34 protein-coding genes are annotated in these 26,757 nt (G+C 61.3%); 19 read left to right on the forward strand and 15 right to left on the reverse strand.

The window, feature by feature from the left end; translation table 11 throughout:
* Positions 1 to 48 precede the first annotated feature (48 nt).
* Positions 49 to 786: an SDR family oxidoreductase gene (locus FHT69_RS05415; protein WP_183905051.1), complete on the forward strand. Its 738-nt coding sequence runs from the start codon at positions 49 to 51 to the stop codon at positions 784 to 786.
* Here the strand turns inward: FHT69_RS05415 and FHT69_RS05420 are convergent.
* The 5 genes from FHT69_RS05420 to FHT69_RS05440 all read right to left on the reverse strand — a co-directional run bounded on the left by FHT69_RS05420 (position 749) and on the right by FHT69_RS05440 (position 4,184).
* Complete coding sequence (locus FHT69_RS05420) at positions 749 to 1,672, reverse strand: LysR family transcriptional regulator (RefSeq protein ID WP_183905052.1); 924 nt, start codon at positions 1,670 to 1,672, stop codon at positions 749 to 751. The genes FHT69_RS05415 and FHT69_RS05420 overlap by 38 nt on opposite strands.
* A gap of 128 nt (positions 1,673 to 1,800) precedes the next feature.
* Positions 1,801 to 2,238 carry an EamA family transporter gene (locus FHT69_RS05425; RefSeq protein WP_183905053.1) on the reverse strand — a complete coding sequence of 146 codons (438 nt, stop codon included), beginning with the start codon at positions 2,236 to 2,238 and terminating at the stop codon, positions 1,801 to 1,803.
* Positions 2,239 to 2,466: 228 nt separating this feature from the next.
* Positions 2,467 to 3,168 carry a TIGR02281 family clan AA aspartic protease gene (locus tag FHT69_RS05430; RefSeq protein ID WP_183905054.1) on the reverse strand — a complete coding sequence of 234 codons (702 nt, stop codon included), beginning with the start codon at positions 3,166 to 3,168 and terminating at the stop codon, positions 2,467 to 2,469.
* Complete coding sequence (locus FHT69_RS05435; protein WP_183905055.1) at positions 3,165 to 3,383, reverse strand: DUF1289 domain-containing protein; 219 nt, start codon at positions 3,381 to 3,383, stop codon at positions 3,165 to 3,167. The genes FHT69_RS05430 and FHT69_RS05435 overlap by 4 nt, the downstream gene beginning before the upstream one ends.
* Positions 3,384 to 3,401: 18 nt before the next feature.
* The gene (locus FHT69_RS05440) at positions 3,402 to 4,184 is read right to left on the reverse strand and encodes an adenosylcobinamide-GDP ribazoletransferase (RefSeq protein ID WP_183905056.1); all 783 of its coding nucleotides are present in this window, start codon (positions 4,182 to 4,184) and stop codon (positions 3,402 to 3,404) included.
* Between the two features lie 155 nt (positions 4,185 to 4,339).
* Between FHT69_RS05440 and cobT the strand changes: the two genes are divergently transcribed.
* Positions 4,340 to 5,356 carry a nicotinate-nucleotide--dimethylbenzimidazole phosphoribosyltransferase gene (gene cobT / locus FHT69_RS05445; RefSeq protein WP_183905057.1) on the forward strand — a complete coding sequence of 339 codons (1,017 nt, stop codon included), beginning with the start codon at positions 4,340 to 4,342 and terminating at the stop codon, positions 5,354 to 5,356.
* A gap of 159 nt (positions 5,357 to 5,515) precedes the next feature.
* On the forward strand, positions 5,516 to 5,899 hold the full coding sequence (locus FHT69_RS05450; RefSeq protein ID WP_183905058.1) for a diacylglycerol kinase: 384 nt from the start codon (positions 5,516 to 5,518) through the stop codon (positions 5,897 to 5,899).
* A gap of 1 nt (position 5,900) precedes the next feature.
* Here the strand turns inward: FHT69_RS05450 and FHT69_RS05455 are convergent, their stop codons facing one another.
* Complete coding sequence (locus tag FHT69_RS05455) at positions 5,901 to 7,436, reverse strand: HAMP domain-containing sensor histidine kinase (RefSeq protein WP_183905059.1); 1,536 nt, start codon at positions 7,434 to 7,436, stop codon at positions 5,901 to 5,903.
* Positions 7,437 to 7,542: 106 nt separating this feature from the next.
* Between FHT69_RS05455 and FHT69_RS05460 the strand changes: the two genes are divergently transcribed.
* The 5 genes from FHT69_RS05460 (at position 7,543) to FHT69_RS05480 (ending at position 12,396) form a co-directional block, all read left to right on the forward strand.
* Positions 7,543 to 8,100, forward strand: coding sequence for a thermonuclease family protein (locus FHT69_RS05460; RefSeq protein WP_047610206.1), 558 nt, complete (start codon positions 7,543 to 7,545; stop codon positions 8,098 to 8,100).
* Positions 8,101 to 8,104: 4 nt separating this feature from the next.
* Positions 8,105 to 8,737, forward strand: a complete 633-nt coding sequence (locus tag FHT69_RS05465; protein ID WP_183905060.1) for a uracil-DNA glycosylase family protein — start codon at positions 8,105 to 8,107, stop codon at positions 8,735 to 8,737.
* A gap of 69 nt (positions 8,738 to 8,806) precedes the next feature.
* A complete protein-coding gene (locus tag FHT69_RS05470; RefSeq protein ID WP_004678404.1) occupies positions 8,807 to 9,295 on the forward strand; it encodes an Lrp/AsnC family transcriptional regulator in 489 nt (162 codons plus the stop codon).
* A gap of 731 nt (positions 9,296 to 10,026) precedes the next feature.
* Positions 10,027 to 11,049, forward strand: coding sequence for a porin (locus tag FHT69_RS05475; RefSeq protein WP_047610200.1), 1,023 nt, complete (start codon positions 10,027 to 10,029; stop codon positions 11,047 to 11,049).
* A 450-nt stretch (positions 11,050 to 11,499) separates the two neighbouring features.
* On the forward strand, positions 11,500 to 12,396 hold the full coding sequence (locus tag FHT69_RS05480; protein ID WP_047610198.1) for a LysR substrate-binding domain-containing protein: 897 nt from the start codon (positions 11,500 to 11,502) through the stop codon (positions 12,394 to 12,396).
* Between the two features lie 35 nt (positions 12,397 to 12,431).
* Here FHT69_RS05480 and FHT69_RS05485 read toward each other — a convergent pair whose 3' ends face one another.
* A complete protein-coding gene (locus tag FHT69_RS05485; protein WP_183905061.1) occupies positions 12,432 to 13,115 on the reverse strand; it encodes a DNA alkylation repair protein in 684 nt (227 codons plus the stop codon).
* A complete protein-coding gene (locus FHT69_RS05490) occupies positions 13,112 to 13,981 on the reverse strand; it encodes an NAD(P)-dependent oxidoreductase (protein ID WP_183905062.1) in 870 nt (289 codons plus the stop codon). The genes FHT69_RS05485 and FHT69_RS05490 overlap by 4 nt, the downstream gene beginning before the upstream one ends.
* A gap of 162 nt (positions 13,982 to 14,143) precedes the next feature.
* On the opposite strand from FHT69_RS05490, the gene FHT69_RS05495 reads away from it, so the two are divergent.
* From FHT69_RS05495 to FHT69_RS05540, 10 genes are all read left to right on the forward strand, one after another.
* Positions 14,144 to 14,521, forward strand: coding sequence for a hypothetical protein (locus tag FHT69_RS05495; RefSeq protein ID WP_047610193.1), 378 nt, complete (start codon positions 14,144 to 14,146; stop codon positions 14,519 to 14,521).
* 188 nt (positions 14,522 to 14,709) lie between these two features.
* Complete coding sequence (locus FHT69_RS05500) at positions 14,710 to 15,675, forward strand: aliphatic sulfonate ABC transporter substrate-binding protein (RefSeq protein WP_097543686.1); 966 nt, start codon at positions 14,710 to 14,712, stop codon at positions 15,673 to 15,675.
* Between the two features lie 368 nt (positions 15,676 to 16,043).
* Complete coding sequence (gene ssuD, locus FHT69_RS05505) at positions 16,044 to 17,219, forward strand: FMNH2-dependent alkanesulfonate monooxygenase (protein ID WP_047610189.1); 1,176 nt, start codon at positions 16,044 to 16,046, stop codon at positions 17,217 to 17,219.
* 85 nt (positions 17,220 to 17,304) lie between these two features.
* The gene (locus FHT69_RS05510; RefSeq protein WP_047610188.1) at positions 17,305 to 18,141 is read left to right on the forward strand and encodes an ABC transporter permease subunit; all 837 of its coding nucleotides are present in this window, start codon (positions 17,305 to 17,307) and stop codon (positions 18,139 to 18,141) included.
* Between the two features lie 10 nt (positions 18,142 to 18,151).
* Complete coding sequence (locus FHT69_RS05515; RefSeq protein ID WP_097594306.1) at positions 18,152 to 18,976, forward strand: ATP-binding cassette domain-containing protein; 825 nt, start codon at positions 18,152 to 18,154, stop codon at positions 18,974 to 18,976.
* Between the two features lie 247 nt (positions 18,977 to 19,223).
* Positions 19,224 to 19,547 (forward strand): ArsR/SmtB family transcription factor, encoded by a 324-nt coding sequence (locus tag FHT69_RS05520; protein WP_183905063.1) that lies wholly within the window; start codon positions 19,224 to 19,226, stop codon positions 19,545 to 19,547.
* On the forward strand, positions 19,544 to 19,954 hold the full coding sequence (locus FHT69_RS05525; protein ID WP_097594307.1) for an SRPBCC domain-containing protein: 411 nt from the start codon (positions 19,544 to 19,546) through the stop codon (positions 19,952 to 19,954). Before FHT69_RS05520 ends, FHT69_RS05525 begins: the two co-directional genes overlap by 4 nt.
* Before the next feature lie 59 nt (positions 19,955 to 20,013).
* On the forward strand, positions 20,014 to 20,235 hold the full coding sequence (locus tag FHT69_RS05530; RefSeq protein ID WP_097594308.1) for a hypothetical protein: 222 nt from the start codon (positions 20,014 to 20,016) through the stop codon (positions 20,233 to 20,235).
* 11 nt (positions 20,236 to 20,246) lie between these two features.
* Positions 20,247 to 20,717: a DUF1801 domain-containing protein gene (locus FHT69_RS05535; RefSeq protein WP_183905064.1), complete on the forward strand. Its 471-nt coding sequence runs from the start codon at positions 20,247 to 20,249 to the stop codon at positions 20,715 to 20,717.
* A 34-nt stretch (positions 20,718 to 20,751) separates the two neighbouring features.
* A complete protein-coding gene (locus FHT69_RS05540; protein WP_183905065.1) occupies positions 20,752 to 21,207 on the forward strand; it encodes a DUF1801 domain-containing protein in 456 nt (151 codons plus the stop codon).
* A 21-nt stretch (positions 21,208 to 21,228) separates the two neighbouring features.
* Here the strand turns inward: FHT69_RS05540 and FHT69_RS05545 are convergent, their stop codons facing one another.
* From FHT69_RS05545 to FHT69_RS05560, 4 genes are all read right to left on the reverse strand, one after another.
* A complete protein-coding gene (locus tag FHT69_RS05545) occupies positions 21,229 to 21,705 on the reverse strand; it encodes an SRPBCC family protein (protein WP_168333203.1) in 477 nt (158 codons plus the stop codon).
* The gene (locus FHT69_RS05550) at positions 21,702 to 22,043 is read right to left on the reverse strand and encodes an ArsR/SmtB family transcription factor (protein WP_047610177.1); all 342 of its coding nucleotides are present in this window, start codon (positions 22,041 to 22,043) and stop codon (positions 21,702 to 21,704) included. The genes FHT69_RS05545 and FHT69_RS05550 overlap by 4 nt, the downstream gene beginning before the upstream one ends.
* On the reverse strand, positions 22,040 to 22,726 hold the full coding sequence (locus FHT69_RS05555; protein WP_183905066.1) for a glutathione S-transferase family protein: 687 nt from the start codon (positions 22,724 to 22,726) through the stop codon (positions 22,040 to 22,042). The genes FHT69_RS05550 and FHT69_RS05555 overlap by 4 nt, the downstream gene beginning before the upstream one ends.
* A 102-nt stretch (positions 22,727 to 22,828) precedes the next feature.
* Positions 22,829 to 23,647 (reverse strand): class I SAM-dependent DNA methyltransferase, encoded by an 819-nt coding sequence (locus FHT69_RS05560; protein ID WP_047610172.1) that lies wholly within the window; start codon positions 23,645 to 23,647, stop codon positions 22,829 to 22,831.
* Between the two features lie 115 nt (positions 23,648 to 23,762).
* Here FHT69_RS05560 and FHT69_RS05565 point away from each other — a divergent pair, with 115 nt between their 5' ends.
* Positions 23,763 to 24,485 carry a DUF2270 domain-containing protein gene (locus FHT69_RS05565; RefSeq protein WP_063475036.1) on the forward strand — a complete coding sequence of 241 codons (723 nt, stop codon included), beginning with the start codon at positions 23,763 to 23,765 and terminating at the stop codon, positions 24,483 to 24,485.
* Positions 24,486 to 24,545: 60 nt separating this feature from the next.
* Here the strand turns inward: FHT69_RS05565 and FHT69_RS05570 are convergent, their stop codons facing one another.
* From FHT69_RS05570 to FHT69_RS05580, 3 genes are all read right to left on the reverse strand, one after another.
* Positions 24,546 to 24,812 (reverse strand): usg protein, encoded by a 267-nt coding sequence (locus FHT69_RS05570; RefSeq protein WP_018242327.1) that lies wholly within the window; start codon positions 24,810 to 24,812, stop codon positions 24,546 to 24,548.
* 220 nt (positions 24,813 to 25,032) lie between these two features.
* A complete protein-coding gene (locus tag FHT69_RS05575) occupies positions 25,033 to 25,863 on the reverse strand; it encodes an ABC transporter permease (protein ID WP_063475034.1) in 831 nt (276 codons plus the stop codon).
* A complete protein-coding gene (locus tag FHT69_RS05580; RefSeq protein WP_047610168.1) occupies positions 25,860 to 26,666 on the reverse strand; it encodes an ABC transporter permease in 807 nt (268 codons plus the stop codon). Before FHT69_RS05580 ends, FHT69_RS05575 begins: the two co-directional genes overlap by 4 nt.
* Positions 26,667 to 26,757 lie beyond the last annotated feature (91 nt).

Below are 26,757 nucleotides of genomic sequence, written 5' to 3' on the forward strand. Positions count from 1 at the left end.
CCGCTTTGGCCTGGGGCATCTGCTGGTCAGCCAAGAAGGAGACGGCAGATGACGGATATCAGGATCGAAGGCGCGAATATCATTATTGTTGGCGGCAGTTCCGGCATGGGACTGGCGCTTGCTGCACGCCTACTTGAGGAGGGAGCGTCGGTGACGATCGCGGGACGTAGCGCCGACAGGCTTGCGGCGGCGCGGCGCGATCTCGGCGATCACCCTGGATTGGCGACGCTTGCCGTCGATATATCGCGGGAGGAAGAGGTCGCGGCGCTTTTCCGCAATAGCGATCCCGTTGACCATATCGTCAGCACGGCTGCTGACATCGAAGGCGCCTACCAGTTGCTGCCGTCGATCGAACTTGCGGCGGCACAACGTGTGGTCGAGAGCAAGTTCTATGGGCCGTTGCTGCTGGCGAAATACGGTGCGCGCCTCCTGCCGCCATCAGGATCGATTACTTATACATCGGGCGTTGCGGCCTATCGGCCGGCGGCGCGGGGATCGGTCGTCGCTGCCGTTAACGCTGCGCTCGAAGGCCTGGTCAGGGCGTTGGCGATCGAGCTGGCGCCGATCCGCATCAACGCCGTGTCGCCGGGATGGGTGGACACGCCGATTTGGAGCTTGGTTGCCGGCGACGCCAAGCAGGCGACGCTTGAGGCCATGGCACAACGCCTGCCAGCCGGGCGTGTCGGCAGGCCTGGGGATATTGCCGATGCGATCCGCTTCCTGATCGGCAACGGCTTCACCACAGGCACTATCCTGCACGTCGAAGGCGGGCATCGGCTGGTTTGACGGGCTGAAGGTTTTCGGACGCTGATGCCAGCAAGAGAGAAAGCGCCGGCGGCTGAACGCGCCGGCGGCGCCACATCATGATCAGCGAAGCGGCAGTTGGATTTCCCGGCCATGGCAGTTCGACGACGTCGTCCCGTGTTGCCGCCTGACCGAGCGCAAGGCGTGGCACAAGGCCGTAACCGGCGCCGGATGCAACGAGTCGGATGATCGTCGCGATGCTGTCGGCCTCAGTGACGACCGGTGGCGTGGCGATGCCGGCGTCGGCAAAAGCGGTCTCGAACAGGTGACGGTAGACGCAGCCGATTTCGGTGGCGACGAAAGGCACTGCGCTCAGTGCCGCGAGGCTTTCCGGTGGCCCTGCTTGCGAAGCGCGGCCGGCAATCAACACCAGCGGTTCGCTGCAGATGCGGCGCGTCAAGAAGCGTTCATCCTGATGCCCGCGATCGAAGGTGAAGGCGACGTCAATCGTGCCCTGCTGCAATTGCGCAACCAATTCGCCGCTGCCGCCGACCTTGAGCTTGAGGCCGACGTCTGGGTTCTTCTTGCGAAAGAGTGACAGCCACGGTGCCAGCCTTTCGGCGGCGATGGTTTCGAGCGTACCCAAGGTGATGGACTGTCCAGTGCTGCCGGCTGCAGCGCTGACGGCGGTCTTCGCCGCGTCGTTCAGCGTCAATATCTCTTCGGCATAGGCCTTGAGGACCGCGCCCGCCGGTGTCGGGACGACGCCCTGCCGGGAGCGGTGAAAGAGCTCTGCGCCCAATTCCTCTTCCAGCGCCTGTATCTGGTCGCTGAGGCTCGACTGAGCGAGACTGACCTCGGCGGCGGCGCGCGTGAGATTTTCGTGCCGGATCACCGCAAGGAATGTCTTCAATTGTCGCGGGTTCATGTTGGCTCCGTATGGCGCGTGGAGGCGCCTTGAAGCAGGATATCAACAAAGCAGAACGCGCTGCAATGCAGGAGCATTTGGCGGACGACGGGCTTGTTTTTCCTGCTGCGTGTTGCGCCCGCTTCATCTCAGGCGCTGCTGACGAGCAGAGCGCCTGAGATGATCAGGAGGGTACCGGCGGCGAGCCTGATTATGCTGACCTCGGAGGTTTCGCCGAGAAAGACGGCGCCGATTGCCAGCGTCACCAGGACGTTGCAGCTCCAGATCGGGGCGAGTTTCGAAACCGGGACGCCATAAGCGAAAAGCGCAAAGCTGATGAGGCCGGTGCCGACGGCGAAGCAGGCGCCCGCGATGGCGGCAAAACCGAGACCCTCGGCGGTCCAGGGGGCAGGGCGCCAGATCAGCGCGGCGAGCAGGCCGGCGAGCGCGCAGACAGCGCCGAAGGCGATCAGATAGACGGCGGAGCCGGTGGCTGATGTGGCGCTCTGTTTCTGGAAGATGGCAGTGATGCCCCAGAAGAAAGCGGGCAGAACGCCGCCGATGACGATCGGCCAAAGTGAATTCATCGCGAAACTCCTGTCGCACCCATGGATCAAAGCCTTGCCCAAGGCAAAGGCCGGTCGAACATGCGGTGCCACCAGACTAGAAGTTTCTTTTTGCTCTTTGTGGTCTTGTTGTTGCGCTTGAAGCTGACAGATCCGACCGCTGCCGTAAAGCCGCATCGCACAGTCATCCTCAGCCTGCGTAGCGCTTCTTTTCAGACGCGCAAAGAACGCTGCAACACTTTGAATGGCTCAATCGCGCATACGCAGTTCGTCGGTCTGCATCTGCAGCGAGCCCAGCGTTTCCAGGAAGCTCATGCCGAGCAGGCTCTGGTCGAGCCGGCCGTCCTCGGCGACGCTGGCCGCGACATTGTTGCGGACGATCGGGCCGATCGCCACCTGGTCGAGCGTGACGGGTGCTGCGCGGCCGCGGCCGTTGGCGGTCATGACGGTCATGGAATAGGTGAGGCCGGAGAGGTCGATGCCGATCCGCTCGGCATCTTCGCGCGACAGCGCTACCATGCTGGCGCCGGTATCGACGAGCATCTGGATCGTCTGGCCGTTGACAGCGACATCGGCTTCGAAATGGCCGTTCAGCAGCTTGTGCAGGATGATCTCCTGGCCGCCCTCGCTTGTCGTGACGACGACGGCGTGGCCGGGAACGAGGCCGGCGAGCAGCCTGTTGCCGACGCCGAGCGCCTCCTGACGATAGAGATAGACGGTCGCGAGCGCCAGGATGATGACCAGCCAGATCATCATTTGGCGCATCGTCTCGCCGACGCTGCGCCGGCTCGCCCAGATGCCGGCCGACAGCATCAGCGCGATCGGCAGCAGATAGACGACGCGGCCGAAGTCATCGCTCTGCAGGCCGAGGATATGGCCGCTGTCGTTGTTGACGATCAGCACGGCAAGGCCGATGCCGATCGCGACGAGGAAGACGGTCAAACGGATCATAAAGGCCGCTCCGGCCGACTGGCGAGGCTTGTTTCCATATCGTTCGGCACCGCGGCGATGCCTGCAAGCCTTGCCGGCAGCAGCGCCATGATCCGCTTTCGCTCGGCGTCGGAGTAGTTCATCCAGCTGCCGATCTCCTGAAGAGTCCGGCCGCAGCCGGCGCAAAATCCGGCAAAGGGGTCCATGGAGCAGACGTGAATGCAGGGTGTTTGCATGAGCGATATATCGGAGTTTCAAAGAGCGGTGGCAAGAGCGCAAAGGGTGGCGATCTCGCAAATTTGCTGGGTTGCGCCGAGCGTATCGCCGGTGTGGCCGGCAAGCTTGCGGCGGATGAAAACGGTGAAGGAAAGCCCTGCGATCCCGGTGGCGAGCAGGCTTGCGACCAGCGGCCTCAGGCCGAAGGCAGGCCAGATCAGAAGCGCTGCGATAAGGCCGGCTGCGGCGAGCGCAAACTGCATCGCTGCCTCGTCCGGCTGGCCGGTCGAGGCGGCCACGCCGTCGGCCTTTGCCGGTGCCAGCCGCTGCCAGTGCCAGGCGATGGCGCCACGGCTCAGCGCCGCGACGGCCGGAATGGCAAGGGCGGCAGCGAGCGGCGAGGAATGTCGGGCGATGGCGGCAAGCGCGGCTGCGCGGATGGCGAAAGACAGGATCAATGCTATCGCGCCATAGGTGCCGATCCGGCTGTCCTTCATGATGAGGAGGCTCTGTTCGCGGCTCTTGCCGCCGCCGATGCCATCGGCGGTATCGGCCAGGCCGTCCTCGTGCAGCGCACCGGTGACGAGGGCCTGGACGGAAAGCGCGATCAGGGCCGCGATCAACGGATCGGCGCTGAGCCCCAAAAGCAGGAGGAGGGCGAGCCCGGGGACGAAGCCGATAACCAGGCCGGCGAAGGGAAAGGCGCGCACCAGCCGGCCGAGCCTGCCGTCATAGCCTTTGAACAGCGACTGCGGCATCGGAATGCGGCTGAGGAAGGCGACGGCGCGGGCGGTATCGACCGCATGGTCCTTGATCTTCATTCTGCTTCGTTCTGCCAGAGGTTTCGGCTTATGGTCGCGGCAGCGCTTTTGGAGTTGTTCGCCTCGTCCGCCCGCTTTAAGAGAGTTGCCACCCGCAAGGAAGCTGATTTGCGTGGAAAAGACAAGAATACCGGATTCATAGGAAAACCGCACAGATGAGCGTTTCAGGCCTGCCGTTCGACGATTTCCGTACCCTGCTTCGTGACCTGCCGGGGCCGGATGCCCGCGCGCTGGTGGCCGCGCGCGAACGCGACGCGCAGCTGACCAAGCCGCCGGGCGCGCTTGGACGGCTTGAGGAAATCGCCTTCTGGCTTGCCGCCTGGACGGGCCGCACACCTGCCGTCAACCGGCCGCTGGTGGCGATCTTTGCCGGCAATCACGGCGTCACCAGACAGGGCATCACGCCCTTTCCGCCCGCGGTGACGCAGCAGATGGTCGAGAATTTTGCCGCCGGGGGGGCTGCGATCAACCAGATCTGCGTCGCCTATGATCTCGGGCTGAAAGTCTTCGATCTGGCGCTCGATTATCCCACCGGCGATATCACCGAAGAGGCTGCACTTTCCGAGCGCGATTGCGCCGCGACCATGGCCTTCGGCATGGAGGCGATCGCCGGCGGCACCGACCTGCTCTGCATCGGCGAGATGGGGATCGGCAATACGACGATTGCGGCGGCGATCAATTACGCGCTTTACGGCGGTTCGGCACGCGACTGGGTAGGACCCGGCACCGGTTCGCAAGGCGAGATGCTGGAGCGCAAGATCGCGGCGGTGGAAAAGGCGGTGGCGTTGCATCGCGACCATCTCGATGATCCGCTGGAGATCATGCGCAGGCTCGGCGGCCGCGAGATCGCGGCGATCGCCGGCGCCATCCTTGCCGCCCGGATGGAGCGCATTCCCGTGCTGATCGACGGTTATGTCGCAACCGCGGCGGCGGCGATCCTGAAGGCCGCCAATCCGTCCGCGTTGGATCATTGCCTGATCGGCCATGTCTCCGGCGAGCCCGGACATCTGCGCTCAATTGAGATGCTCGGCAAAACGCCGCTTCTGGCGCTTGGCATGCGGCTCGGCGAAGGCACCGGCGCGGCGCTCGCCGCCGGTATCGTCAAGGCGGCGGCCGCCTGCCATTCCGGCATGGCGACCTTCGCCCAGGCGGGTGTGACCAACAAGCATTGAGGCCGCGACCGGTGCCGCCGATCCCGCGGTCGGCGCGGCCGATCCGCCCGCCTCTGCTTGCGCCGCCCAAGGGGATTCGGTATTTGCGTATTCGCTCATCGAAGGGGAGACAGCAAGCCTTCCCGGGTCTGTGACGCAACGGCAAGAGGAGAGGGCGTCTTGACGAAGCCTGCGGTGACGAAAGAGACCGGATTTCGGCATTTTTTCGCCGCGGCCAGCTATTCCTGGGCGGGCTTCCTGCGCGTGCTGAAAGAGGCGGCCTTCCGCCAGGAGCTTGGTTTCTTCGTCGTTTCGATCGCAGCGCTGGCGCTCGTTGGTGCCAGTGTCGGCGAGATCGTCGTCGCGGTGCTTCTGTTTCTCGCACTCTTTTCGATGGAGGCGATGAATACCGCCGTCGAAGAGGTGATCGACCGGATTTCGCCGGAGATTTCGATCGTCGGCAAACATGCCAAGGATCTCGGCTCTTTCGCGGTAAGCTGCATGATCGCCGCCTGCTGCCTCTATCTCGGCTTCGTTCTCGGCAAGCACCTATTCTTTAGTTGATTCAGGCAAAACTCTTGCGCTTGCGCGCGACGGCCTGGGCCTCCTCGACGGCGGGCAGGCTCTGAAGCACGCGTTTGGCGGGCAGGATGGCAATGACCTCGGTGCCCTCGCGCAGCTTCGATTTCAGCAGGAACTGTCCGTCATGCTTGGCAAGGATTGCCTGGACGATCGGCAGGCCGAGACCGGTGCCCTGTTCGGCGCTCTTGATGGCAATCGAGCCCTGGCCGAAAGCCGACAGGACGACGGGGATCTCTTCTTCCGGAATGCCGGGGCCGTTGTCCTTGATCGAGATGTACTGCCCGCCGCCGGCCGTCCAGCCGACCTTGACATGGATCTCGCCGCCCTGCGGCGTGAATTTGACGGCATTGGAGAGAAGATTGAGCACCACCTGGCGCATCGATTTCTCGTCCGCCCAGATGGCCGGCAGCTGCCGCTCGAACTGGTCCGAAATGGCAATATTTTTGCCGCGGGCGCGCAGCTGGACCATGCCGATGCAATCTTCGGTGATATCGAGAAGCGAGATCGCCTCCTCGCTCAGCTCGTATTTGCCGGCTTCGATGCGCGACAGGTCGAGAATCTCGTTGATGAGATCGAGCAGATGCTGGCCGGAGCGGTGGATATCGCCGGCATATTCCTTGTAGGTCGGATTGGCGAGCGGCCCCATGACTTCGGCCGACATCACTTCGGAGAAGCCGAGGATGGCGTTGAGAGGGGTTCTCAGCTCGTGCGACATGGAGGCGAGGAAGCGGGACTTGGCGAGGTTCGCCTCTTCGGCGCGGCGACGAGCCTCGTCCGACATCGATTTCGCCACCTCCAGCTCGGCAATCAGGTCGTCCTTCTCCGACTGGTAGGAGAGGATCCTGAGGTTCGACTTGAAGAGCCGGTCGCTGATATAGTTGAAGAAGACGAGGGTGGTGGTGAAGACCCCTGTCAGGCTGATTTCGAGGAAGTCGCGCGACAGGCCGCTCTTGGCGGCGAGCGCCAGGACCGCCGGCGAGAAGGCGGCGAGCACGGCAGGCGTCAGCATGAAGTTCGACATCGCCGTGACGGAGAGCGCGATCAGCAGCGTGGCGCCCTTATAAAGAATGAAGCTCGACGGCTCGCAAGTGTCGCAGCCCTGCAGGGCGAAGACGGCCCAGCAGCAGCCGAGAAGGAACTGGCCGAGCAGCAGCATGCGGCGCCATTTGCGGGCGCTCTCGGGGGTGATTTCCTGCCGGCGCGCGCGCCGTGCGAGCAGGATATTGCCGGTGTGACAGGTGAGCGTCAGCAGCGCCCAGAAGAGCAATTGGGTGTTCTGGGTGAAATAGACGCCAAGCGCGGTGATGATGACAACAAACAGCGGCATGATCGTCGCGCCCTGCAGCATCGACGTCACATACATCTTGAGCACGTCACGGTCGAAGGAGGAATTGGACGCATGACCGGACTGAAGACGTTCGCGCGTTTGCCGCACGGCCTTGGAAACGGCCTTGTTGCGGTGGCTGCGCGACCTGTCGACGATGATCTTGTCGGTCGATGTGCTTACGCCGGTACTCATGTGCACGTTGAAACTTCATCCCAGGGTGGATAAGAGCTTAACCGGCAATTCTTAAGAAGATGTTTGCCATCTTTGCCAAGGATTTGTTTTTTAAGGAGGCAAAAGCGTGACACGGGGTCTGCGCCTGATTCGCGACGGCGTGACCGCTTTTGCCCTGCTGGTGCTCGTGGCGCTGATCGCCGCCAAGCTCAACGACGCAGCAAAGATCGAGCATATGGGTGCTTTCCACGCGGCCGACGGTGACAGTCTGACATTGGGAGCCGAACGTTTGCGCCTCGAAGGCATCGATGCGCCGGAACTCAATCAGAGCTGCCAGCGGGCAGGGAAGGCTTGGGCCTGCGGCCGGTCGGCGCGCGAGGCGCTGCAGGACATGATGCTGGCATCCGGAACGCTGTGCCAGGGCAGCCGGCGCGACCGCTACGACAGGCTGCTCGTCGTCTGCCGGAGCGAAGCGGACGGTGACATCAATGCCGCCATGGTGCGGCGGGGCATGGCCATCTCCTATGGCGGTTATGCTAAAGAAGAGGCCGAGGCGAAGGCTCGGAAGGCGGGCCTCTGGGCCGGGACCTTCGAGCGGCCGCGCGATGTGCGCGACCATGCGCGCCACAGTTCCGGTTTCGACGGCGTCCTGCGCTTCATCGGGCAGATTGCCGGATGGGAGTGAAGCCATGAACGATGAAGCCACGCTGGAGACGTTGCGGCGGGAGATCGCGTCCTGCCGAATCTGTCGTGACGCGCCGGCGAAGGGGCCCGAATACCGGCTGCCGCACGAGCCGCGGCCGGTGGCGGTGATTTCGTCGAGCGCGCGCATCCTGATCGCCGGACAGGCGCCGGGACTTCGGGTGCATGAGAGCGGCCTGCCGTTCGACGATGCTTCCGGCGACCGGCTGCGGTCATGGCTCGGCGTTGACAGGGCAAGCTTCTACGACTGCGACCGATTCGCCATCGTTGGTATGGGCTTCTGTTTTCCTGGCTACGACGATAAGGGTGCCGATCTGCCGCCGCGGCGCGAATGCGCGCCGTTCTGGCGGCAAAGAGTGATCTCGGCCATGCCGCAGATCGAACTGGTGCTGGTCATCGGCCAATATGCGCAGGCCTGGCATATGACCGGTGAAAAGCGGGGCAATATGACCGAGACGGTGCGGGCGTGGCGTGACTGTCTTCTGTCCGGCCGATCGCCGACGGTGCTGCCGCTGCCGCATCCGAGCTGGCGTAACAGCGGGTGGCTGAAGCGCAATCCCTGGTTCGAGAAAGAATTGCTCCCGGTCTTGCAGGATCGGACGAAAAAGCTGCTTTCCTGAAACAAAATTCTTTTCGTCGCGCGGAATCGAGTTATACAAAGAAAATAATTCGAAAGGACTGTTGTGCGCATGGACCGCCTTGACCGAAAAATACTGCGTCTTCTGCAAGAAGATTCGACTCTTGCCGTTGCCGATCTCGCCAAGAAAGTGGGGCTCTCGACGACGCCATGCTGGCGGCGCATCCAGAAGATGGAAGAAGACGGCGTCATCAAGCGCCGAGTCGCCATCCTCGATCCGGAGAAGGTCAACACCAAGGTCACCGTCTTCGTGTCGATTCGCACTGCCACCCATTCGATCGAATGGTTGCGGCGCTTTTCCGAGGTGGTCGCCGAATTCCCCGAAGTGGTCGAATTCTACCGGATGAGCGGCGATGTCGACTATCTCCTGCGAGTCGTCGTGCCCGATATCGCCGCCTATGACGCCTTTTATAAGCGGATGATCGCCAAGATCGAGATTCGCGACGTCTCATCGGCCTTCGCGATGGAGCAGATCAAGTATTCGACGCAACTGCCGCTCGACTACATGATTCTCGAGAATGCCAAGTCCAACGAGGATTGAGTCTCCCGGCGCGATCGCCGATCGCGTGGGAAAGCGATAAGTTGCAACAAAGCGAGTCGTGCGGTCCGAGACCGCACGCGACATGCTCGATCGCACGCCGATTGCGGCCTGCTTGAGGCAGGCCCCGCCACATTTAAGTATACTCGCTCGGTAAGAGCTAAGAGTAAGACAATGTGGCTTCGGACTGCACAAAACCCCCAAAAATAGCAAAAAACGCCCAAATCGTGCTGGAATCCGCAAAATATATATAGCCTGGTAAGGATTGCGGAGTTATTATCCATCTCATCAGTGGGCGTTATGTCATTATTTCGTCGCATTGGTATCGAATTCAGAACACCATGTTCTAAGCCGCTGCCTTGTATGTGTTCATTAGCCGGCGGTAGAGTTTATGCGCTTCACCAGTGTGTTCGACGGGGGTCGAACGGTGGAGAATTTGACAAATGGGGCGTAGCGTTTGCGGCTTGCGATGGAGGATTTCCGTCGCGGAGCCGTTTGGTGTGTTTTCTTCCTAGATAATTGAAATTGTTGTATAAAAATCACGTCCCCAGGGAAAGTTGCTCAACGGAACCCATCTGGCGTGTATCGAGAATTGCTTGATCAAGCCTTGTATGTGATGACGGTTTGGCGGTTCGATCGATCCGCACGCCGAGATGGCTGTTCAAACTGGGCCGGCTTCAAATCGACTACCCGATTGGAAGCCAGCCCCGATCGACAAAGGAATGGATTGGTAAATGAACATCAGAATGGTTTTGCTTGCATCAGCAGCAGCATTTGCTGCATCGACGCCGGTTCTTGCAGCTGACGCTATTGTTGCTGCTGAGCCGGAACCGGTTGAATATGTTCGCGTCTGCGACGCTTACGGCACCGGCTACTTCTACATCCCGGGCACCGAAACCTGCCTCAAGATCGAAGGCTACATCCGTTTCCAGGTCAACGTTGGCGAAGATGTCGGCGGCGATTCGGACTGGGATGCCGTCACCCGCGGTCAGGTTCAGTTCACGGCCAAGAGCGACACCGAGTATGGTCCGCTGACCGGCGTCATCGTCATGCAGTTCAATGCTGACAACGCCACCGATCAGGAAGCTATTCTCGACTCCGCTTACCTCGACGTCGCGGGCTTCCGCGCCGGTCTCTTCTACAGCTGGTGGGACGATGGTCTCTCCGGCGAAACCGACGACATCGGTTCGGTTGTAACGCTCCACAACTCCATCCGCTATCAGTATGAAAGCGGCACCTTCTACGCCGGCATCAGCGTCGACGAACTGGAAGATGGCGTTTACAAGGTTGGTGAAGAAGCCAACAACGTTGGCGTTGCTGTTGGTCTCGGCGGCACTGCCGGTGCGTTCAGCTACCAGATCACTGCCGGCTACGACGTCGACAATGAAGACGGTGCTGTCCGTGCAATGGGTACGGTTGACATCGGTCCCGGCACGCTCGGCCTCGCCGGCGTATACTCCACCGGCCCGAACTCCTACTACTCGACGGCTGAATGGGCTGTTGCTGCCGAATACGCAATCAAGGCAACCGACAAGCTCAAGATCACCCCGGCCGTTCAGTACTACGGCAACTACTTTGGCGGTTCCAAGGTTGTTCCGGATGACTTCGACGGTCTCGGCGATGCATGGAAGGTCGGTCTGACGGTTGATTACCAGATCGTCGACAACTTCTACGCCAAGGCTTCGGTTCAGTACCTCGATCCGGATGATGGCGACGACTCCACGACGGGCTACTTCCGTCTGCAGCGTTCGTTCTAATCCACTTGGTGGATGCTCCCGGTCTTCGGACCGGGAGCACTTAAATCAGTTTCTGATCCGAGTGACCTCCGATCAGCTACGGGGACGTGTCCGGTCTTCCCTGCCGGACCGTCCTTGCATTGTTTTTGGCGTGCAGTCTTCAACGCCGTCGATCACGATGGCCTTTCAGGTGAGCCGAACCGGCGCGTTGCGTATCGCAGGTCGGCATCCTGCCAGCCTTGTTTCCCGAGGCCCCCGTTTTTCCAATTTTTGAAATGAGCTGGTTCAGCCGATAGAAATACCGCACAGAACGGCTGTCGATTGCTGTCCTGCTCGGCGTTGGTTGGCTTTGCCGCAACATGTCGTGAAAAGAAAGTCCAATGCCGACAATGTGATCACAGCTTTTTTGGAGAGAGGGTACAACTTTTGCAGGGGCTGGCCTTCATTCCTACTCTCGGATAGCTTGTGCTTATGGATGATCTCAACGATTATTATTATTTCGCCGCTGTCGTCTCCAGCGGCGGTTTTGCTTCTGCAAGTCGCGATCTCAAGATACCGCGTTCGAAACTGAGCAGGCGGGTCAGCCGGCTTGAGGACGGTCTTGGCGCAAGGCTTATAGAACGCTCGACCCGTCACTTCCGGGTGACAGAGATCGGCCAAGCTTTCTACGAAAGATGCCAGACCATCCTGCAGGAGGCCGATCGCGCCAAATCGCTCGTCAGCGAGGCTCAGTCCGACCCGCAAGGTGTGGTGCGGATGGCCTGTCCGCTCGGTCTCGTCGACATTTCGGTCGGGGGGATCCTGCCCGAATTCCTGGAACGTTATCCGAAGATCAAGCTGCAGATCATCGGCTCCGACCGGCGCGCCGACCTCATCAACGAACGGATCGACCTTGAGGTGAGGGCGACCAACGAGCCGGAGACGCAGACGAGCCTGACGATGCGCAAGCTCGACCGTATCAGGCGTATCCTGGTGGCAAGTCCCGCGCTCGTCGAGCGTACCGGTAGCTTGAATGGTGTGGATGATCTCGCCGATCTGCCGACGTTGGCGATGACGTCATGGGTGTCGTTCCATACCTGGGAATTGATCGGTCCAAATGACGTCAAACGAGTGATTCGGCATCAGCCGCGGCTCACCTGCCGCAGCATGACAGCCATCCTCGACGCGGCCCGTGCCGGCCTCGGCTTCGGGCTTTTGCTCGAGAGTGCCTGCGAGGCCGATCTCCGGGCGGGCAAACTGGTGCGGGTGCTGCCGGAATGGCAGTCGGAGGAGAGCCAGTTCTACATCGTCTTCACGACCGCCAAGGGCATGCCGCCGGCAGTCCGCGTGCTGATCGATTTCCTGGTCGAGAAATCCAGGCAGCATTGACGAAGAGGCGCGGCACCTTGGAGCCGGCCTCTGCCTTATTTCAGCCGCGCCAGCAGCTTTTCGCCGGCCAATTCCCTGACGGCATCCTTGCCGATCCAGCGGGCGGTCTTATCAGAGCTCTCCGCCAGGGTCGTTGCGAGCGCCAACGCCGGCGCATGGCAGGCGAGATTACGCTTGCCGATGCTGCGCAGCGCCCAATTCACCGCCTTGCGCACGAAGTTTCGCGGATCGCCGGAATGGACCTCGATCAGCGGCAACCAGGCAAGGATGGCCGCATCGGGCTCCTTCTTTCGATGGACGGCGGCACCTGATATCATGGCGAAGGCGGTGCGTCGGACGAATTCGCGCTCGTCGTCTGCGAAGTCCCGGACGAGGTCATCCAGCCGAGCCTCGACGAAGAGATCGGCGGCGCAGTCGACGATTTCCCATGAGTCGAAATCATTGGCCCAATTTTGAGCCTCTTCCATCGTCAAGCGTTTCGGCTCGGCGGTGTAGAGGGCGATCAGGCGGGCTTCGCGGATATCGCTTCGCCAGAGCTGCATCGCCCTGACGTGATCCTTCTTCGCCAGTCTGGCGACCGCCCTGATATCGGGATTGGAGATACCAAGGGCGCGGCCGGTGACGATACCAAAGCGCGCCATGGCGGCGATATTCTCCTCCGAGCGCAGCGTTTCGAGATGCGCGATCAATCCGGCCGCATCGGAGGAGGGGCCGATCATTTCTCGAGGCGGGCGAGCAGCGAGGATGTGTCCCAGCGATTGCCGCCCATCGCCTGAACGTCGCCATAAAACTGGTCGACGACGGCGGTGACAGGCAGCTTGGCGCCGTTGCGGCGAGCTTCGGTGAGCACGATGCCGAGATCCTTGCGCATCCAGTCGACCGCAAAGCCGAAATCATATTTGCCGGCGTTCATGGTCTTGTGGCGGTTTTCCATCTGCCAGGAGCCGGCTGCGCCCTTGGAGATCACCTCGACGACCTTTTCGATATCGAGGCCGGCGCGCTTGCCGAAATGCAGCGCTTCGGCAAGCCCCTGGACGAGGCCGGCGATGCAGATCTGGTTGACCATCTTGGTCAGCTGGCCCGAGCCTGCCGGCCCCATCAGACCGACCATGCGGGCATAGGCGTCGATCACAGGCCTGGCGCGTTCGAAGACGGCTTCGTCGCCGCCGCACATGACGGTCAGGACGCCGTTTTCAGCGCCGGCCTGGCCGCCGGAGACGGGAGCATCGATGAAATCGACGCCTCGCTCCTTTGCCGCCGCATAAAGTTCGCGGGCGACCTCGGCGCTGGCGGTGGTGTTGTCGATCAGCACCGAACCTGGCTTCATACCGTGCAAGGCGCCGTTCTCGCCCGATGTCACCGATCGGAGATCTCCGTCATTGCCGACGCAAACGAAGACGAAATCGGCCCCAGTGGCAGCTTCTGCCGGGGTAGGGGCGGATTTGCCGGAGAATTTCTCGGCCCAGGCGGCGGCTTTTTCGGCAGTGCGATTGTAGACGGTAACATCGTGGCCGCCCTTCGTCTTCAGATGGCCTGCCATGGGAAACCCCATGACGCCGAGACCGATGAACGCGACTTTAGCCATATGTCCTATCCTTTTCCTCAAGTGCAGGCTTGAGGATTAACCGAAACGGCGGGAGCAGAAAAGCCCGTGAAGATGGACTTGTTTCCGATTGGTGCATAGGAGGCTGGCCACCGTTCGGCCGAGCCCTAGATTGGGAAGAAGGCATTATGTTCCGAGGGTGACATGAGCGAAATTCCGACGATCAAGCCGCGGCGCAAAGGCCGCAGCGGAACGCAGGCGATGCTCATTCCATCGCAGCAGATGGTCGTAGAGCAGATTCGATCAGCGCCGGAAGGTGTGCTTACCGACATCGGCGTCCTCCGCCGCCGTCTCGCTGTCCAATACGGGGCGGATGCCTGTTGCCCGGTGACCGTGCAGCGGCATTTGCGTGCGATCGCCGAACTGTCCTTCGGTGCGCTGGAAAAGGACGAACCGGTTTCGACGCTCACGCCCTATTGGCGCATGGTCGATCCCGCAAGCCTGCTTGCCAAGCGCCTTGCCGGCGGCCCAACCTTCATCCGTGAGCGTCTGGCCGCCGAAGGCTGGGACGGGGTGGAATAGCAGCCGGCAAAGCGGACGCGCGAAAAAAATCCGCTTAACCGCGATATCCGGGCCGCAAAATTTCAGCAATGGCCGAATCTTGCAAATAAAATTGTCGATATAAATTATAGATTTCATCATCATGACACTCATCGCTGAAAGGTCGACCAGCCGAAAACAGGCTCGGCGCCATCAAAAAGGGGAAAGTCATGATTTCACGTCGACAAACTCTCGGGCTTTTCGCAGCAGCCGCGGCCACGGCAATCCTGCCAGCTGTCAGGCCGGCACGCGCTGCCGCCAGCGAGTTCCGTATCGGCTGGCAGAAGAACGGCGTGTTGGCGCTCGCCAAGCGTCGCAGCGCACTTGAGAAGCGGCTTGCCGATCGCGGCATTACCGTCAGCTGGTCGGAATTCACCTCCGGCCCGCCGCTGCTCGAAGCACTGGGCGCCGGCGCCCTCGATTTCGGCGCGACCGGCGATGTGCCGCCGCTCTTTGCCCAAGCGGCCGGCGGGCAGCTCTATTATGTCGGTCTCTACAAGGGTAGCCCGGCAGCCTCGGCCATCGTCGTGCGCAAGGATTCGCCGATCAAGACGCTTGAGGACCTCAAGGGTAAGAAGGTCGCCTTCAAGCGCGGCTCTAGCGCCCATAACGTAACCGTCAAGGTTTTGCGTAAGGCGGGCCTGAAGCCCGAAGATGTCGAGCAGCTCGACCTTTCGCCGCCGGATGCCGCCGCCGCCTTCAAGAATGGTAGCATCGATGCCTGGTCGATCTGGGATCCTTATCTGGCGATTGCCGAAGCCGATCCGGAGACGCGTATCCTGACGACCGCCGAAGGCATCGTCGACTCCTACAGTTTCTTCCTCGCCAACCGTGATTTCACCGACGCCAACGGGCAGGTGATCGTCGACGTGATCGACGAGCTTGCCAAGGTCGGCAAGTCGGCACAAAGCAATCTCGACGCGACGGTGAAGGAGCTTTCCGAGATCACCGGCGTGCCGGTTGAGGTGACGCGCGTGACATTGACGCGCAAGGGCGCCGACCTCGGCAGCGTCTCGACCATCACCGATGCCGCTGCCGCCTATCAGCAGTCGCTCGCCGATGAGTTCTACGGGCTCGGCATCCTGCCGAAGAAGCTTACGACCGGTGATATCGTCTGGCGTCCCAAGGCGAGCTGATTTTCGCCCGGGGCCAAATTTTTCGCGCGGCGACATGGAGTGGGCCTCCATGTCGCCGATCCGGAAAAATATTCTCCAAAATGGATTACAATAGAAAATTGATATTGTCGATCTAATTGGTGGTCTATGTCACTATTCCAGTGATCCGTGGGTGGATGCCGAGAAGGGAGCCATCCGATCGACAGGAATATTTCAGATGCTCACGCACAGACAGGACCCGGCCTTCTTGCCGCCGCCACCGCGATCCTCCCAAGCATCCGTGCGGCGGCGGCGCTGCGCAGGCAGACGGGTTTGCGCGTCGCCGCTTGCCGGGGGCCATCTCGACCGCGTGAGCTAATTTTCGAATTCGCAGCAAAGGACCGTCTTCCATGACCACCACCTCAAATCCCATCAATTTCCTCTGGTTCATCCCGACCTCAGGCGACGGCACCTATCTCGGCTCCTCCGAGCTCAACCGCGCGCCCGAGATCGGTTATCTCACGCAGATCGCCCAGGCCGTCGACCGGCTCGGCTATTCCGGCGTGCTGCTGCCGACTGGGGTTGCCTGCGAAGAATCCTTCGTGACGGCGGCAGCTCTTGCCGCCAAGACCGAGAAGCTGCAGTTCCTGGTGGCGATCCGCCCCGGCACGGCGTCTCCTGCCTACTATGCGCGTCTTGCGACGACGCTCGACCGCATCTCCAACGGCCGGCTGCTGCTCAACATCGTCGTCGGCGGCAGCCCGGCGGAGCTTGCCGGCGACGGCATCCATCTCGAGCATGACGAGCGCTATGCCCATGCCGAGGAGTTCTTCACCGTCTTCGAGGAATTGCTGGAAAAGGGAACGGCAAGCTTCGACGGCAAATACATCAAGGCGACCAATGCGCGCCTCGGCTTTCCTTCGGTGCAGAACCCGCGCCCGCCGCTTTATTTCGGTGGTTCATCGGATGCCGGCATCGATTTCTCCGTCGGCCGTGTCGACAAATACCTGACCTGGGGCGAGCCGCCGGCGCAGGTAGCCGAAAAGGTCGCCAAGGTGCGCAAGGCCGCCGGCGAGCGCGGTCGCGAGGTGAGCTTCGGCATCCGCCTGCACTTCATCGTGCGCGAAACCGATGAGGAGGCATGGGAGGCGGCCGAACGGCTGATCCGCCATCTCGACGACGATACGATTCGCGAGGCGCAGGAGCGCTTCGTCCACGAGTCCGACTCGGTCGGCCAGAAACGCATGGCCGCCCTTCATGGCGGGCGCCGCGATAAACTCGAAGTCTCGCCGAACCTCTGGGCCGGCGTCGGCCTGGTGCGCGCTGGTGCAGGCACCGCGCTTGTGGGGTCACCGAAGACGGTGGCCGCGCGCCTTCGCGAATATCAGGAGATCGGAATCGATACGGTGATCGGTTCCGGCTATCCGCATCTCGAAGAGGCCTATCGCGTCGCCGAGCTGCTTTTCCCCGAACTCGGCATCACCCGCGAGCAGCAGCGCCTGGGCTTCAACAATGAGTTCGGGCGCAAGCAGGTTTTCGCCGGCGGCAGCCATGGCGGCAATCTGAAAGTCGTCTCCGGTTCCTGAGTTCGACGAAGACGCAGAGCGTGACACCGTCGCAAGCCGCTTGCGGCTTGCGGCATCCTGCTCCCGAAAAGCGTGAGGACAATGCATGTCGACTTTCGATACTCCGTTCGTACGGTCTGTCGCTTCCGAAAAGGCCGCGAAGGCGGGTTTACGCCTGCCGTTGCCCGGTCTGGAGAAGCTGACGCCTTACCTGGTGCCGGTGGTGATCGTGGCCTTCTGGCAGCTTGCCTCCTCTGTCGGCTGGATCTCGTCGCGCATCATGCCGTCGCCGGCCGATGTCGGCCTCGCCTTCTGGTCGACGACGGTTTCCGGCCAGTTGCCGAACGACGTGCTGGTGAGCGCCGGCCGCGCCTTTGCCGGCCTTCTCGTTGGCGGCTCGATCGGTTTCCTGCTCGGCATTGCCAATGGCGTGTCGCGCATTTCCGAACAGCTGACCGATACAACACTGCAGATGCTGCGCACCATTCCGCACCTGGCGATGATCCCGCTCGTCATCCTGTGGTTCGGGATCGGCGAGGAATCGAAGCTCTTTTTGACCTCGCTCGGCGTGCTTTTCCCGGTTTATCTCAACACCTATCATGGAGTGCGCAATGTCGATCGCGACCTGATCGAGATGGGCAAGGTCTATGGCATGGGCAATTGGACGCTGTTCCGCAAGGTGATCTTTCCAGGCGCGCTGCCGTCGATCTTCGTCGGCTTGAGATATGCACTGGGCATCATGTGGCTGACGCTGATCGTATCGGAATCGATCGCTGCATCGTCAGGCATCGGTCACATGGCCAACAATGCTCGCGAATTCATGATGACCGACGTCGTCGTGCTCGCCCTTGTCATCTATGCCGTGCTCGGCAAGCTTGCCGATGTCATCGCCCGGGCGCTGGAGAAGCGGACGCTCGCCTGGAACCCGGTCTATCAGAAATAGGAGAGACGCCATGACATCGATTGCGCATGAGCGTTTTCACGCTGCCGCCGACGAGCCGGCCTATGAATCTGCGGCGAAACGCATCGCCCCCGCGGGGGCGGCGGCGATCAGCCTGACGGGGCTTGAAAAGAGTTTTGGGACCAACCGCGTGTTGCGCGGCATCAACCTGCATATTCCGGCCGGCCAGTTCGTTGCCGTGATCGGCAAGAGCGGCTGCGGCAAGAGCACGCTGCTGCGCATCCTGATGGGCCTTGACGAGCCGAGCGCCGGCGAATTGCATTTCGAGGATGCCGAGGGCGCACAGGCGAGCCCGAATGCGCGCATCGTTTTCCAGGAGCCGCGGTTGCTGCCCTGGCTCAGCGTCGCCGACAATGTCGTGGTCGGGCTCGGTGACGGCATCGACCGACGGGCGGCGCTGAAGGCGACTGAGGCCGTGCTTGCCGAAGTCCAGCTTGGCGAGAAGGCCGGCGAATGGCCGGCGCGGCTCTCCGGCGGTCAGCGGCAGCGTGTGGCGCTGGCACGGGCGCTGGTGAGCCGGCCGGGTGTGCTGGCGCTCGATGAGCCGCTCGGCGCGCTCGATGCGCTGACGCGGATCAGCATGCAGGAACTCATCAATCGCGTGTGGCGCGAACTCGGTTTCACCACTGTGCTCGTCACCCACGATGTCAGCGAAGCGGTGCATCTCGCCGATCGAGTCATCGTGCTCGACGAGGGGCGGATCGCGCTCGATCTTCCCATTCCCTATCCGCATCCGCGCCGGCATGGTAACCCCGACCTTGCCGAGCTCGAAGGCCGGCTGCTCGCCGCGATCCTCGGCACCGGCGGCGGTCATTGATCCCAGCGCTGTTCGCGAAGTTGCATGATCTCGGCATAGGCGAGGCGTGTCGACGCGATCATGCATGACCGATGGCGAAATTGATAGGCGCATGGGTATGAGAAATCACTGTTCTCTGCCGAGGCATGCTGCTGCATGCGCGTAACTCGCCAATAATGGCTCCCTCAAGTCGTCTTGCGCCAGCTTGACTCACTCATATCTCTATGGCTATACGTATGAATCATAGCTATTGAGGTATGGATCGTAGATGTCGAACGCTCAGGACATGCTCTTCAGAACGCTCGCCGACCCGACCCGGAGGGCGCTTTTCGAGCGGCTGTGCCGTGAAGGAGAAAAGACGGTCGGAGCTCTGACGGCGCGGGCAGGGGTCTCGCAACCGGTCGTTTCAAAACATCTCGGAATCCTGAAGCAGGCCGGATTGGTGCGCGACCGCCACGAAGGTCGCCAGACGCATTATAGTGCCCAGCTCGGTGCGCTGGCGCCACTGGTCGACTGGACAAGTGAGATGGCTGGCTTCTGGCAAAGCCGTTTCGACGCGCTCGAAGATTTGCTGAAGAGGATGGATCCATGACCTATATATCGACCGAAACACGTTCCGTCGTGATCGAACGGGAGATGCCTTTTCCCACGGACAAGATCTGGCGCGCGCTCACCCAGCCGCACCTGATCCAGGAGTGGCTGATGAAGAGTGACTTCAAACCGGTCGTCGACCACCGTTTCAACTTCAATGCCGATTGGGGCTCGGTCGACTGCCGGGTTCTAGAGGTCGAGCCGAACAAGACGCTCGCTTATAGCTGGGACGCCTATGGCCTCGAAACCGTCGTCACCTGGACGCTCACGCCGACGGGCACGGGCACGCATCTGCGCATGGAGCAGTCGGGTTTCCGGCCGGATCAGCGGCAGGCCTATGGAGGCGCCAGGAGCGGCTGGCCGCAGTTCTTCGAAAAGCTGGAGCAGATTCTCGCGCGGACAGAGTGAGAGGCGCCCGCCCGGCAAGCAGCCCATCTTCAAGGCTCATTTCGAGGAGGAGGTCCCAATTGAACTGGAACAACTGGTTTCGCCAGATCCACCGATGGCTGTCCATTGCCTTTACGGTGGCGGTCATCGCCAATATCATCGCCATGGTGCAGGAGAAATCGTCCGCCTGGGTGGGCCTCTTGGCGCTGTTGCCGCTCACCTTGCTCCTGCTTACCGGTCTCTACTTGTTCGTCCTGCCATATGCCACCCGATGGCGCGGCGCGGGACGCAATGGCGGATAGGAGTGAAGGCGATGGCCGGCAAGACGTCCAAGACCGAAGCGAAGGTCACCAAGAAGGCAGCGGCCAAGCCGGCCACCGGGGAGCCGACCCTTCTCTCCGGCGGCAACCCTCAGATCGCCAAGGGTTACGGCGACGCTCCGGTGCAAGCCTATATCGCCGCCATGCCGGGCTGGAAAGGCGACGTCGGGCACCGCCTGGATGTGTTGATCACGCGCACGGTGCCCGGCGTATACAAGGCCGTCAAATGGAATTCGCCCCTTTACGGCATTGAAGGGCAGGGCTGGTTCCTCGGCGTTCATTGCTTCACGAAATACGTCAAGGTGGCTTTCTTCCGCGGCACGTCGCTGCATCCTCTGCCGCCCGGCCAATCCAAACAGAAGGAAGTGCGCTACCTCGACATCCGCGAGAACGACCAAATCGACGAAGCCCGGCTCGCCGCCTGGGTGGAGCAGGCCAGCCAATTGCCGGGCGAACGGATGTGAGCGGAAGCCAGGCCGGCACCCAGCAACGACAACCATGAAGAAAGCGACAGCAGTCATGAAGAAGAGCGATTCCAGGGAAGGAAACGAGGGAGCCTCTCCCTCTCAGCTGATCGATGCGAGGATCGAGGAACTGCACGATTGGCGGGGCGAGATGCTTGCCCGCGTCCGCATGCTCATCCGGCAGGCCGAGCCCGAGGTGGTCGAGGAATGGAAGTGGAGAGGCGTTCCGGTCTGGGAGCGCGCCGGCATCATCTGCACCGGCGAGACCTATAAGAGCGTGGTGAAGCTGACCTTCGCCAAAGGCGCCTCGCTGGCGGATCCCTCAGGCCTCTTCAATTCCAGCCTTGACGGCAATGTCAGGCGCGCCATCGATTTCCACGAGGGCGACGAGATCGACGAGGAGGCGTTGAAGGCGCTCATTCGGAGTGCCGTCACACTCAATACTTCAACGCGCACGGCCGGCTCGCAGAAGAAATCAAGCAACGCTTGACCCCTGGCAGATCGCCTGACGTCAATGAATCTGGCTTTCCTCGCGCTCGAGGAAGAGTTCCAGATTGTCGAGGCCGATTTCGGTGCCCTGGAGGCGGGCGCCGTTGTCGGCGTAGCCGTCGAGGAAGACCACCTGCTCTGTGAAGACCATTCTGGTGCCGCCGGGTTCGGCGTCGAAGGCGACGGTGGTCAACGAGGCGGAGATGCGGGTTTCACCGAGCTTCATTTCATAGGCATAGATGATGCGGGTATCGGGTACGATATCGATGTAATGGGCGTCATAGGCGTGCAGAAGGCCGTCGGTATCGGCGACGTGGTTTCTTTCCGTGCCGCCGGGGCGGAAATCGAGCCGGTAGTCGAGCGGCACCCAGTCACCATGGCAGGCAAACCATTGGCGCTTGGCCTCCGGCGCCGACCAGGCACGGAAGACGCGGGCAACCGGCGCTTTCAAATGGCGCTCGATGACGAGGGTGGCATGTTCGGCGGATCGTGTCGTCATTCGGGAAGGCCCTTTGTTTCATCGGCGAGAAATTGATCCAGCCTGTCGAAGGCGGTGGTCCAGCGGACCTTTCGCTGTTCCACCCAGCGTTCGACGGTGGCAAGCGCATCCTGCTGCAGGCGATAGGTTCGCACCCGGCCGGATTTTTCGGAGAGCACGAGGCCGCTCTCCTCCAGCACCTGCAGATGTTTCATCACCGTCGGCAAGGCAACCGCGAGCGGTGCGGCCAGTTCGGTAACGGAGGCCGGGCCGCGGCCGAGGCGATCGATCATGCCGCGGCGGCTGCGATCGGAAAGCGCATGGAACATACGGTCGAGATCTGCCTGGCTTTCGATCATCCCGCCGTATCCTGGAAGCGGACCGGCAGCCTGTCTTTGTAGGGGTAGAACTTGAAGTAGGGGCGGGCCTCTTCCAGAACCCGTGCAAAGGACGGGCGCGCCAGCAGTCGATCATAATAGGCGCGCAGGTTCGGCTGTTCCTGAGTGAAGGGGATGAGCGTCTCGGCATAGAAGAGAGCAGGCGCTGCGGCGCAATCAGCCATGGTGAGGGCGTCGCCTGATATCCATTGCTTGTCGGCGAGTTGCTTTTCGATCATCGCATAGGCGGTGGCGAGCGTTGTCTTGGCGGCAGCTACCTCGATTTCGTCAGCCGCGCCCTCGGGCCGCCGGCGATTGCTGACGAGCGTCTGCATCGGCGCCTGGACATAATGGTCGAAGAAGCGGTCCCAGAGGCGGACCTGGAGCACCCGGTCGATCTCTGGCGGCAGCAGGCGAACGGGGCCGGGATAATATTGCTCGAGATATTCGATGATGATCGATGTCTCGGGAATGGTGCTGTCGCGCGCCTCGTCCCGGAGCAGCGGCATCTTGCCGATCGGCCAGAAACGGAAAAGATCGGCGCGTGAGGTCTCATCGGAAAGGTCGACGATGCGATTTTCGAAGGGGGTGGCGTTTTCATAAAGCGCGATCAGCACTTTGTGGCAGAAGGAGGCGAGCGGATGCCCATAGAGCACGAGCGACATGCGGCAACCTTTCCTATCGTTGCGGTAAACTTTACCGATCGACTAACTATCAGGTTGCGACGTCTCAGGCAATAGATACTTCGCCAATCGTGCAAGTATCCGTCAGCCGATATAGCGAGCGATGACCAGATGGCCGGGTGTCGGCTGGCCGTCTTCCATACGCACGTTGATATCCGATATCTCGACGAGTTCGAAACCGGTGGCCGTCAGGCGTTCTCTTACATAGGCGTCGGCATGGGCGAAGCGCTGGTGCGGCCCGACCATGTAGGCGCGGCCGGCGAGGATTTCCTCGGGCAGGGTCTCCGAGGAGAAGATGAACAGGCCGCCCGGCGTCAGGTTCTCGGCGGCGCCGAAGAACAGCGGTTCGAGTGCGCCGAGATAGGGCAGCACGTCGGTGGCGGTGATGATGTCGAAGGCTTCCTCATCGTTGTCGTCGAGGAAATCCTCGACCTCGGCGACGAAGAGCGTCTCGTAAAGATCCTTCTCATGGGCGATCTCGACCATCTTCTCCGATAGATCGATGCCGGTCATGTCAGCGCAGAGATCGCGCAGTGCGCCGCCGGTGAGACCTGTGCCGCAGCCGAGATCGAGCAGTCGCTTGAACGGTCCGAGTTTCAGCGTCTGCAGTCGCTGGCGCACCAGCATCGGCACATGATAGCCGAGCTGCTCGACGAGCACGTCCTCGAAAACCTCGGCATGCTGGTCGAACAAGGTCTCGACATAGGCGTCGGGCGCCCTGACCGGCGTCTCGCCGCGGCCCATCGCGGCGATGCGCACGGCCGCACCGCCGTGATCGTCGGGATCGATTGCCAAGACTTCCTCATAGGCTGCAACGGCCGCGTCGACATCGCCGGCCTTTTCCAGCGCCAGCGCCCGGTTATAGGCCTCGCCAAGGGCTTCTTCGTCGATCTTCTTTGCCATAGCAGTCCATCGTCCTTTTGTTTCAAGCATGCGTCTAAGGCTGCTTTCGATGTTTTGCAATGGCGCGCTTGCGGGCGCAGAATGGCTGAAAAGAAGACGAAGGGAGGAACGAGCCATGAAAATGAAGGAAGACAGGACGTCATTGGTACGGGAAGGAGAGGGTGCACGGCCTTTGCTGCCAAGTACACCAGGCGAGGTTACGAACACGCTCATTCATTATTACCGCGGTGAACTCGGACGGATGACAAGTTGGCGCGACCGCATCGACCGAACCTCCAACTGGGCGATCACCGTGGTCGCAGCACTGCTTTCGGTGTCGCTGTCGACGCCGACTTCGCATCATGGAGTGCTGCTGTTCGGGATGATGCTGGTGACGCTGCTGCTGATGATCGAGGCGCGGCGTTACCGCTTCTTCGATATCTACCGTGCCCGCATTCGCCAGATCGAGCGCTGCTATTTCGCCGAGATTCTGGCGCCGGAGGCCGGGGCCGGCGGCGAATGGGCGATGGTGGTCGCCCGTAGCCTGCGCAAACCGCGCTTCCTGCTCAGCTATCAGGAGGCGATGCACCGCCGGCTCAAACGCAATTACGGCTGGATGTATTTCATCCTGTTGCTCGCCTGGTGCCTGAAGATCTCGACGCCGAAACTGCAGACGGAGGGCATGCCGGCGCTGCAGGCGCAGTCATGGGCCTATGTCATCGACAATGCCGTGCTCGGGCCGGTTCCCGGCCTTGCAGTCATTGCCATTGTCGTCGCCTTCTATCTCGGCATGCTCGCTTTCGCGCTTCGCCCGGATCGCGACGAAGGCGAATTCGGTCATGGCGAGGCGCATGTCTGACGCGGTCAGAACATGCCGCCCGAACCGCTCACACTTTTCGGCAGCCTGCTGCAGAGCCGATCAGTGCAGGATGAACTCGCCCTTCAGCGCCCGCCACTCGGTTGCCGAGATCAGCTTGCGGTGGATGTAGCGCACCGAATGCAGCGGCCCGTCGAGCTTCTCTTCCCAGAATTTCAGGAAGCCGCGCATTTCGGGAAAATCGGGGGCGAGATCGTAGTCCTGCCAGACATAGGTCTGCAGGATCGCCGGGTGGTCCGGCAGGTGGTAGAGGATCTGGGCGGTCGTAAGACCGTAGCCCTGCAATTGTTTTTCCATGTCCTTGTGCATCGCATTCCACTTCTTCTTGTTCCCACTCGCGCGCTTATTAGCGCTACGTGATATGGAAACATGCGAGTGGTTAATGAAATCTTTACAGATACTTCATAAAAGGACAATTTATTTTTTATATCAATGACTTGGCAGCATCATGCCGAGAGTGCTGCCAAGTCGGCTTTGTCTCATGCACGCGCTTATCCCAAAACTGCGACATGCGTTTCGGCGTCACGCATCAGCGCTTGAGATGCCGGGTCAGGCGGCGTTCGATCCAGGCCCAGAGATGGCGTAAGGCCTCGACGATGACGAGATAGAAGATCGCCGCCCAGAGATAGGTCTGGTAGTCGAAGGTGCGGGAGAAGGCGTAGCGAGTTTCGCCCATCAGGTCGAGGACGGTAATGATGGCGACGACCGCCGAGCCCTTGATCAGAAGGATGATCTCGTTGCCATAAGGGCGAAGCGCGACGATGAGAGCCTGTGGCAGGATGATTTTCCGGAAAGCGATGAACTTGTGGATTCCGAGTGCGGCGGCCGCCTCGTGCTGGCCATGCGACACGCTTTCGATCGCGCCGCGCAGAATTTCGGCCTGATAGGCCGCGGTATTGATGGTCATGGCAAACAGGCCGCAATACCAGGCATCTCGGAAGAACCACCAGATGCCGACGGCCTCAAGCTGCGGCCGGAATATGCCGAGGCCGTAATAGACCAGGAACAGTTGGGCAAGCAGCGGCGTGCCGCGGAAGAAATAGATGTAGCTGTAGGCCAGCGCATTCAGTACCCGGTTCTTCGACATGCGCGCCACGGCAAGCGGCAGCGACAGGATGGCGCCGCAGATGACGGAAATGAAAACGAGGCTCAGCGTTATCCAGAGACCATGGAGGTAGCGCGGACCGTAACGGGTGAATTTTTCCGGATCCCAGCCATTGACGACGGAAAAGACAAGAAGCGCTGCCAGCAGAGCCCAGACGGCGACGAAGATATAGCCGGCCATGCGCGCCGGCGTCATCGGTTTCATCACCTCGCGGGGCGCGGGCTGCGGTGGAATCAGCGTTTCGGCATAGCTCATCGACTGATCTCCGAACGCTTGGCCCAACGCTCGACATAGACGAGCAGGAAGGAGGAGAGGATGGCGAGCACCAGATAGAGGCAACAGGCCAGGCCATAGAAGAAGAAGGGTTCCTTGGTCACGCGCACGGCGACACTCGTCTGGCGGAGGATATCGGCAAGGCTGATGATCGAGACGTAGGAGGTGTCTTTCAGCAGCACCATCCAGAGGTTCGTCAGGCCCGGCAGCGCGATGCGCACGAGTTGCGGCAGGATGACCAGGCGCAGCGTGCGGCCGCGATGCAGGCCGAGCGAATCTCCCGCCTCATATTGTCCCTTGGGAATGGCGCGGAAGGCCGAGAGCAGCACCTCCGAACAGTAGGCGGAGAAGACGACCGAAAGCGCGATGACACCGGCGAGGAAGGCATTGATCTCGACGGGCGGCCCGTCATAGCCGACGAAGGTCAGCAGAGACTGGATGAGCATCTGCATGCCGTAATAGATGATGAAGAGCGTCAGAAGCTCCGGCAGGCCACGGAAGATCGTCGTGTAGATACCGGCCGCCAGCCGCAGCGACTTTTCCTCCGACTGCTGGCCGAGCGCTACCAGGAAGCCGATGACGAGGCCGATCGGCAGGGTGACGATCGCCACCGAAATCGTGACCTGCAGGCCAAGCGCGATCTCATCGCCCCAGCCGGTATCGCCACAGGCAAGAATCGTCGACTGACCCAACCAGGTAAAGATGCCAACGGGTCCGCATAGCGGATCGAAAATGTGCACAATCCAGCTCCAGAAGGAGCCGAGCGCGGAAAATAATCCGCCCATGCGTAAATTCCCCTCACGGCTTTTGCCGTTTTGATCTTGCCATCTTTGTCAAACAAAAATGGCGGAAGAGCAAGCCTTCCGCCATTACCTT

Source organism: Rhizobium sp. BK008 (assembly GCF_014197345.1).
In the GTDB taxonomy this organism is placed as follows: Bacteria; Pseudomonadota; Alphaproteobacteria; order Rhizobiales; family Rhizobiaceae; genus Rhizobium; species Rhizobium anhuiense.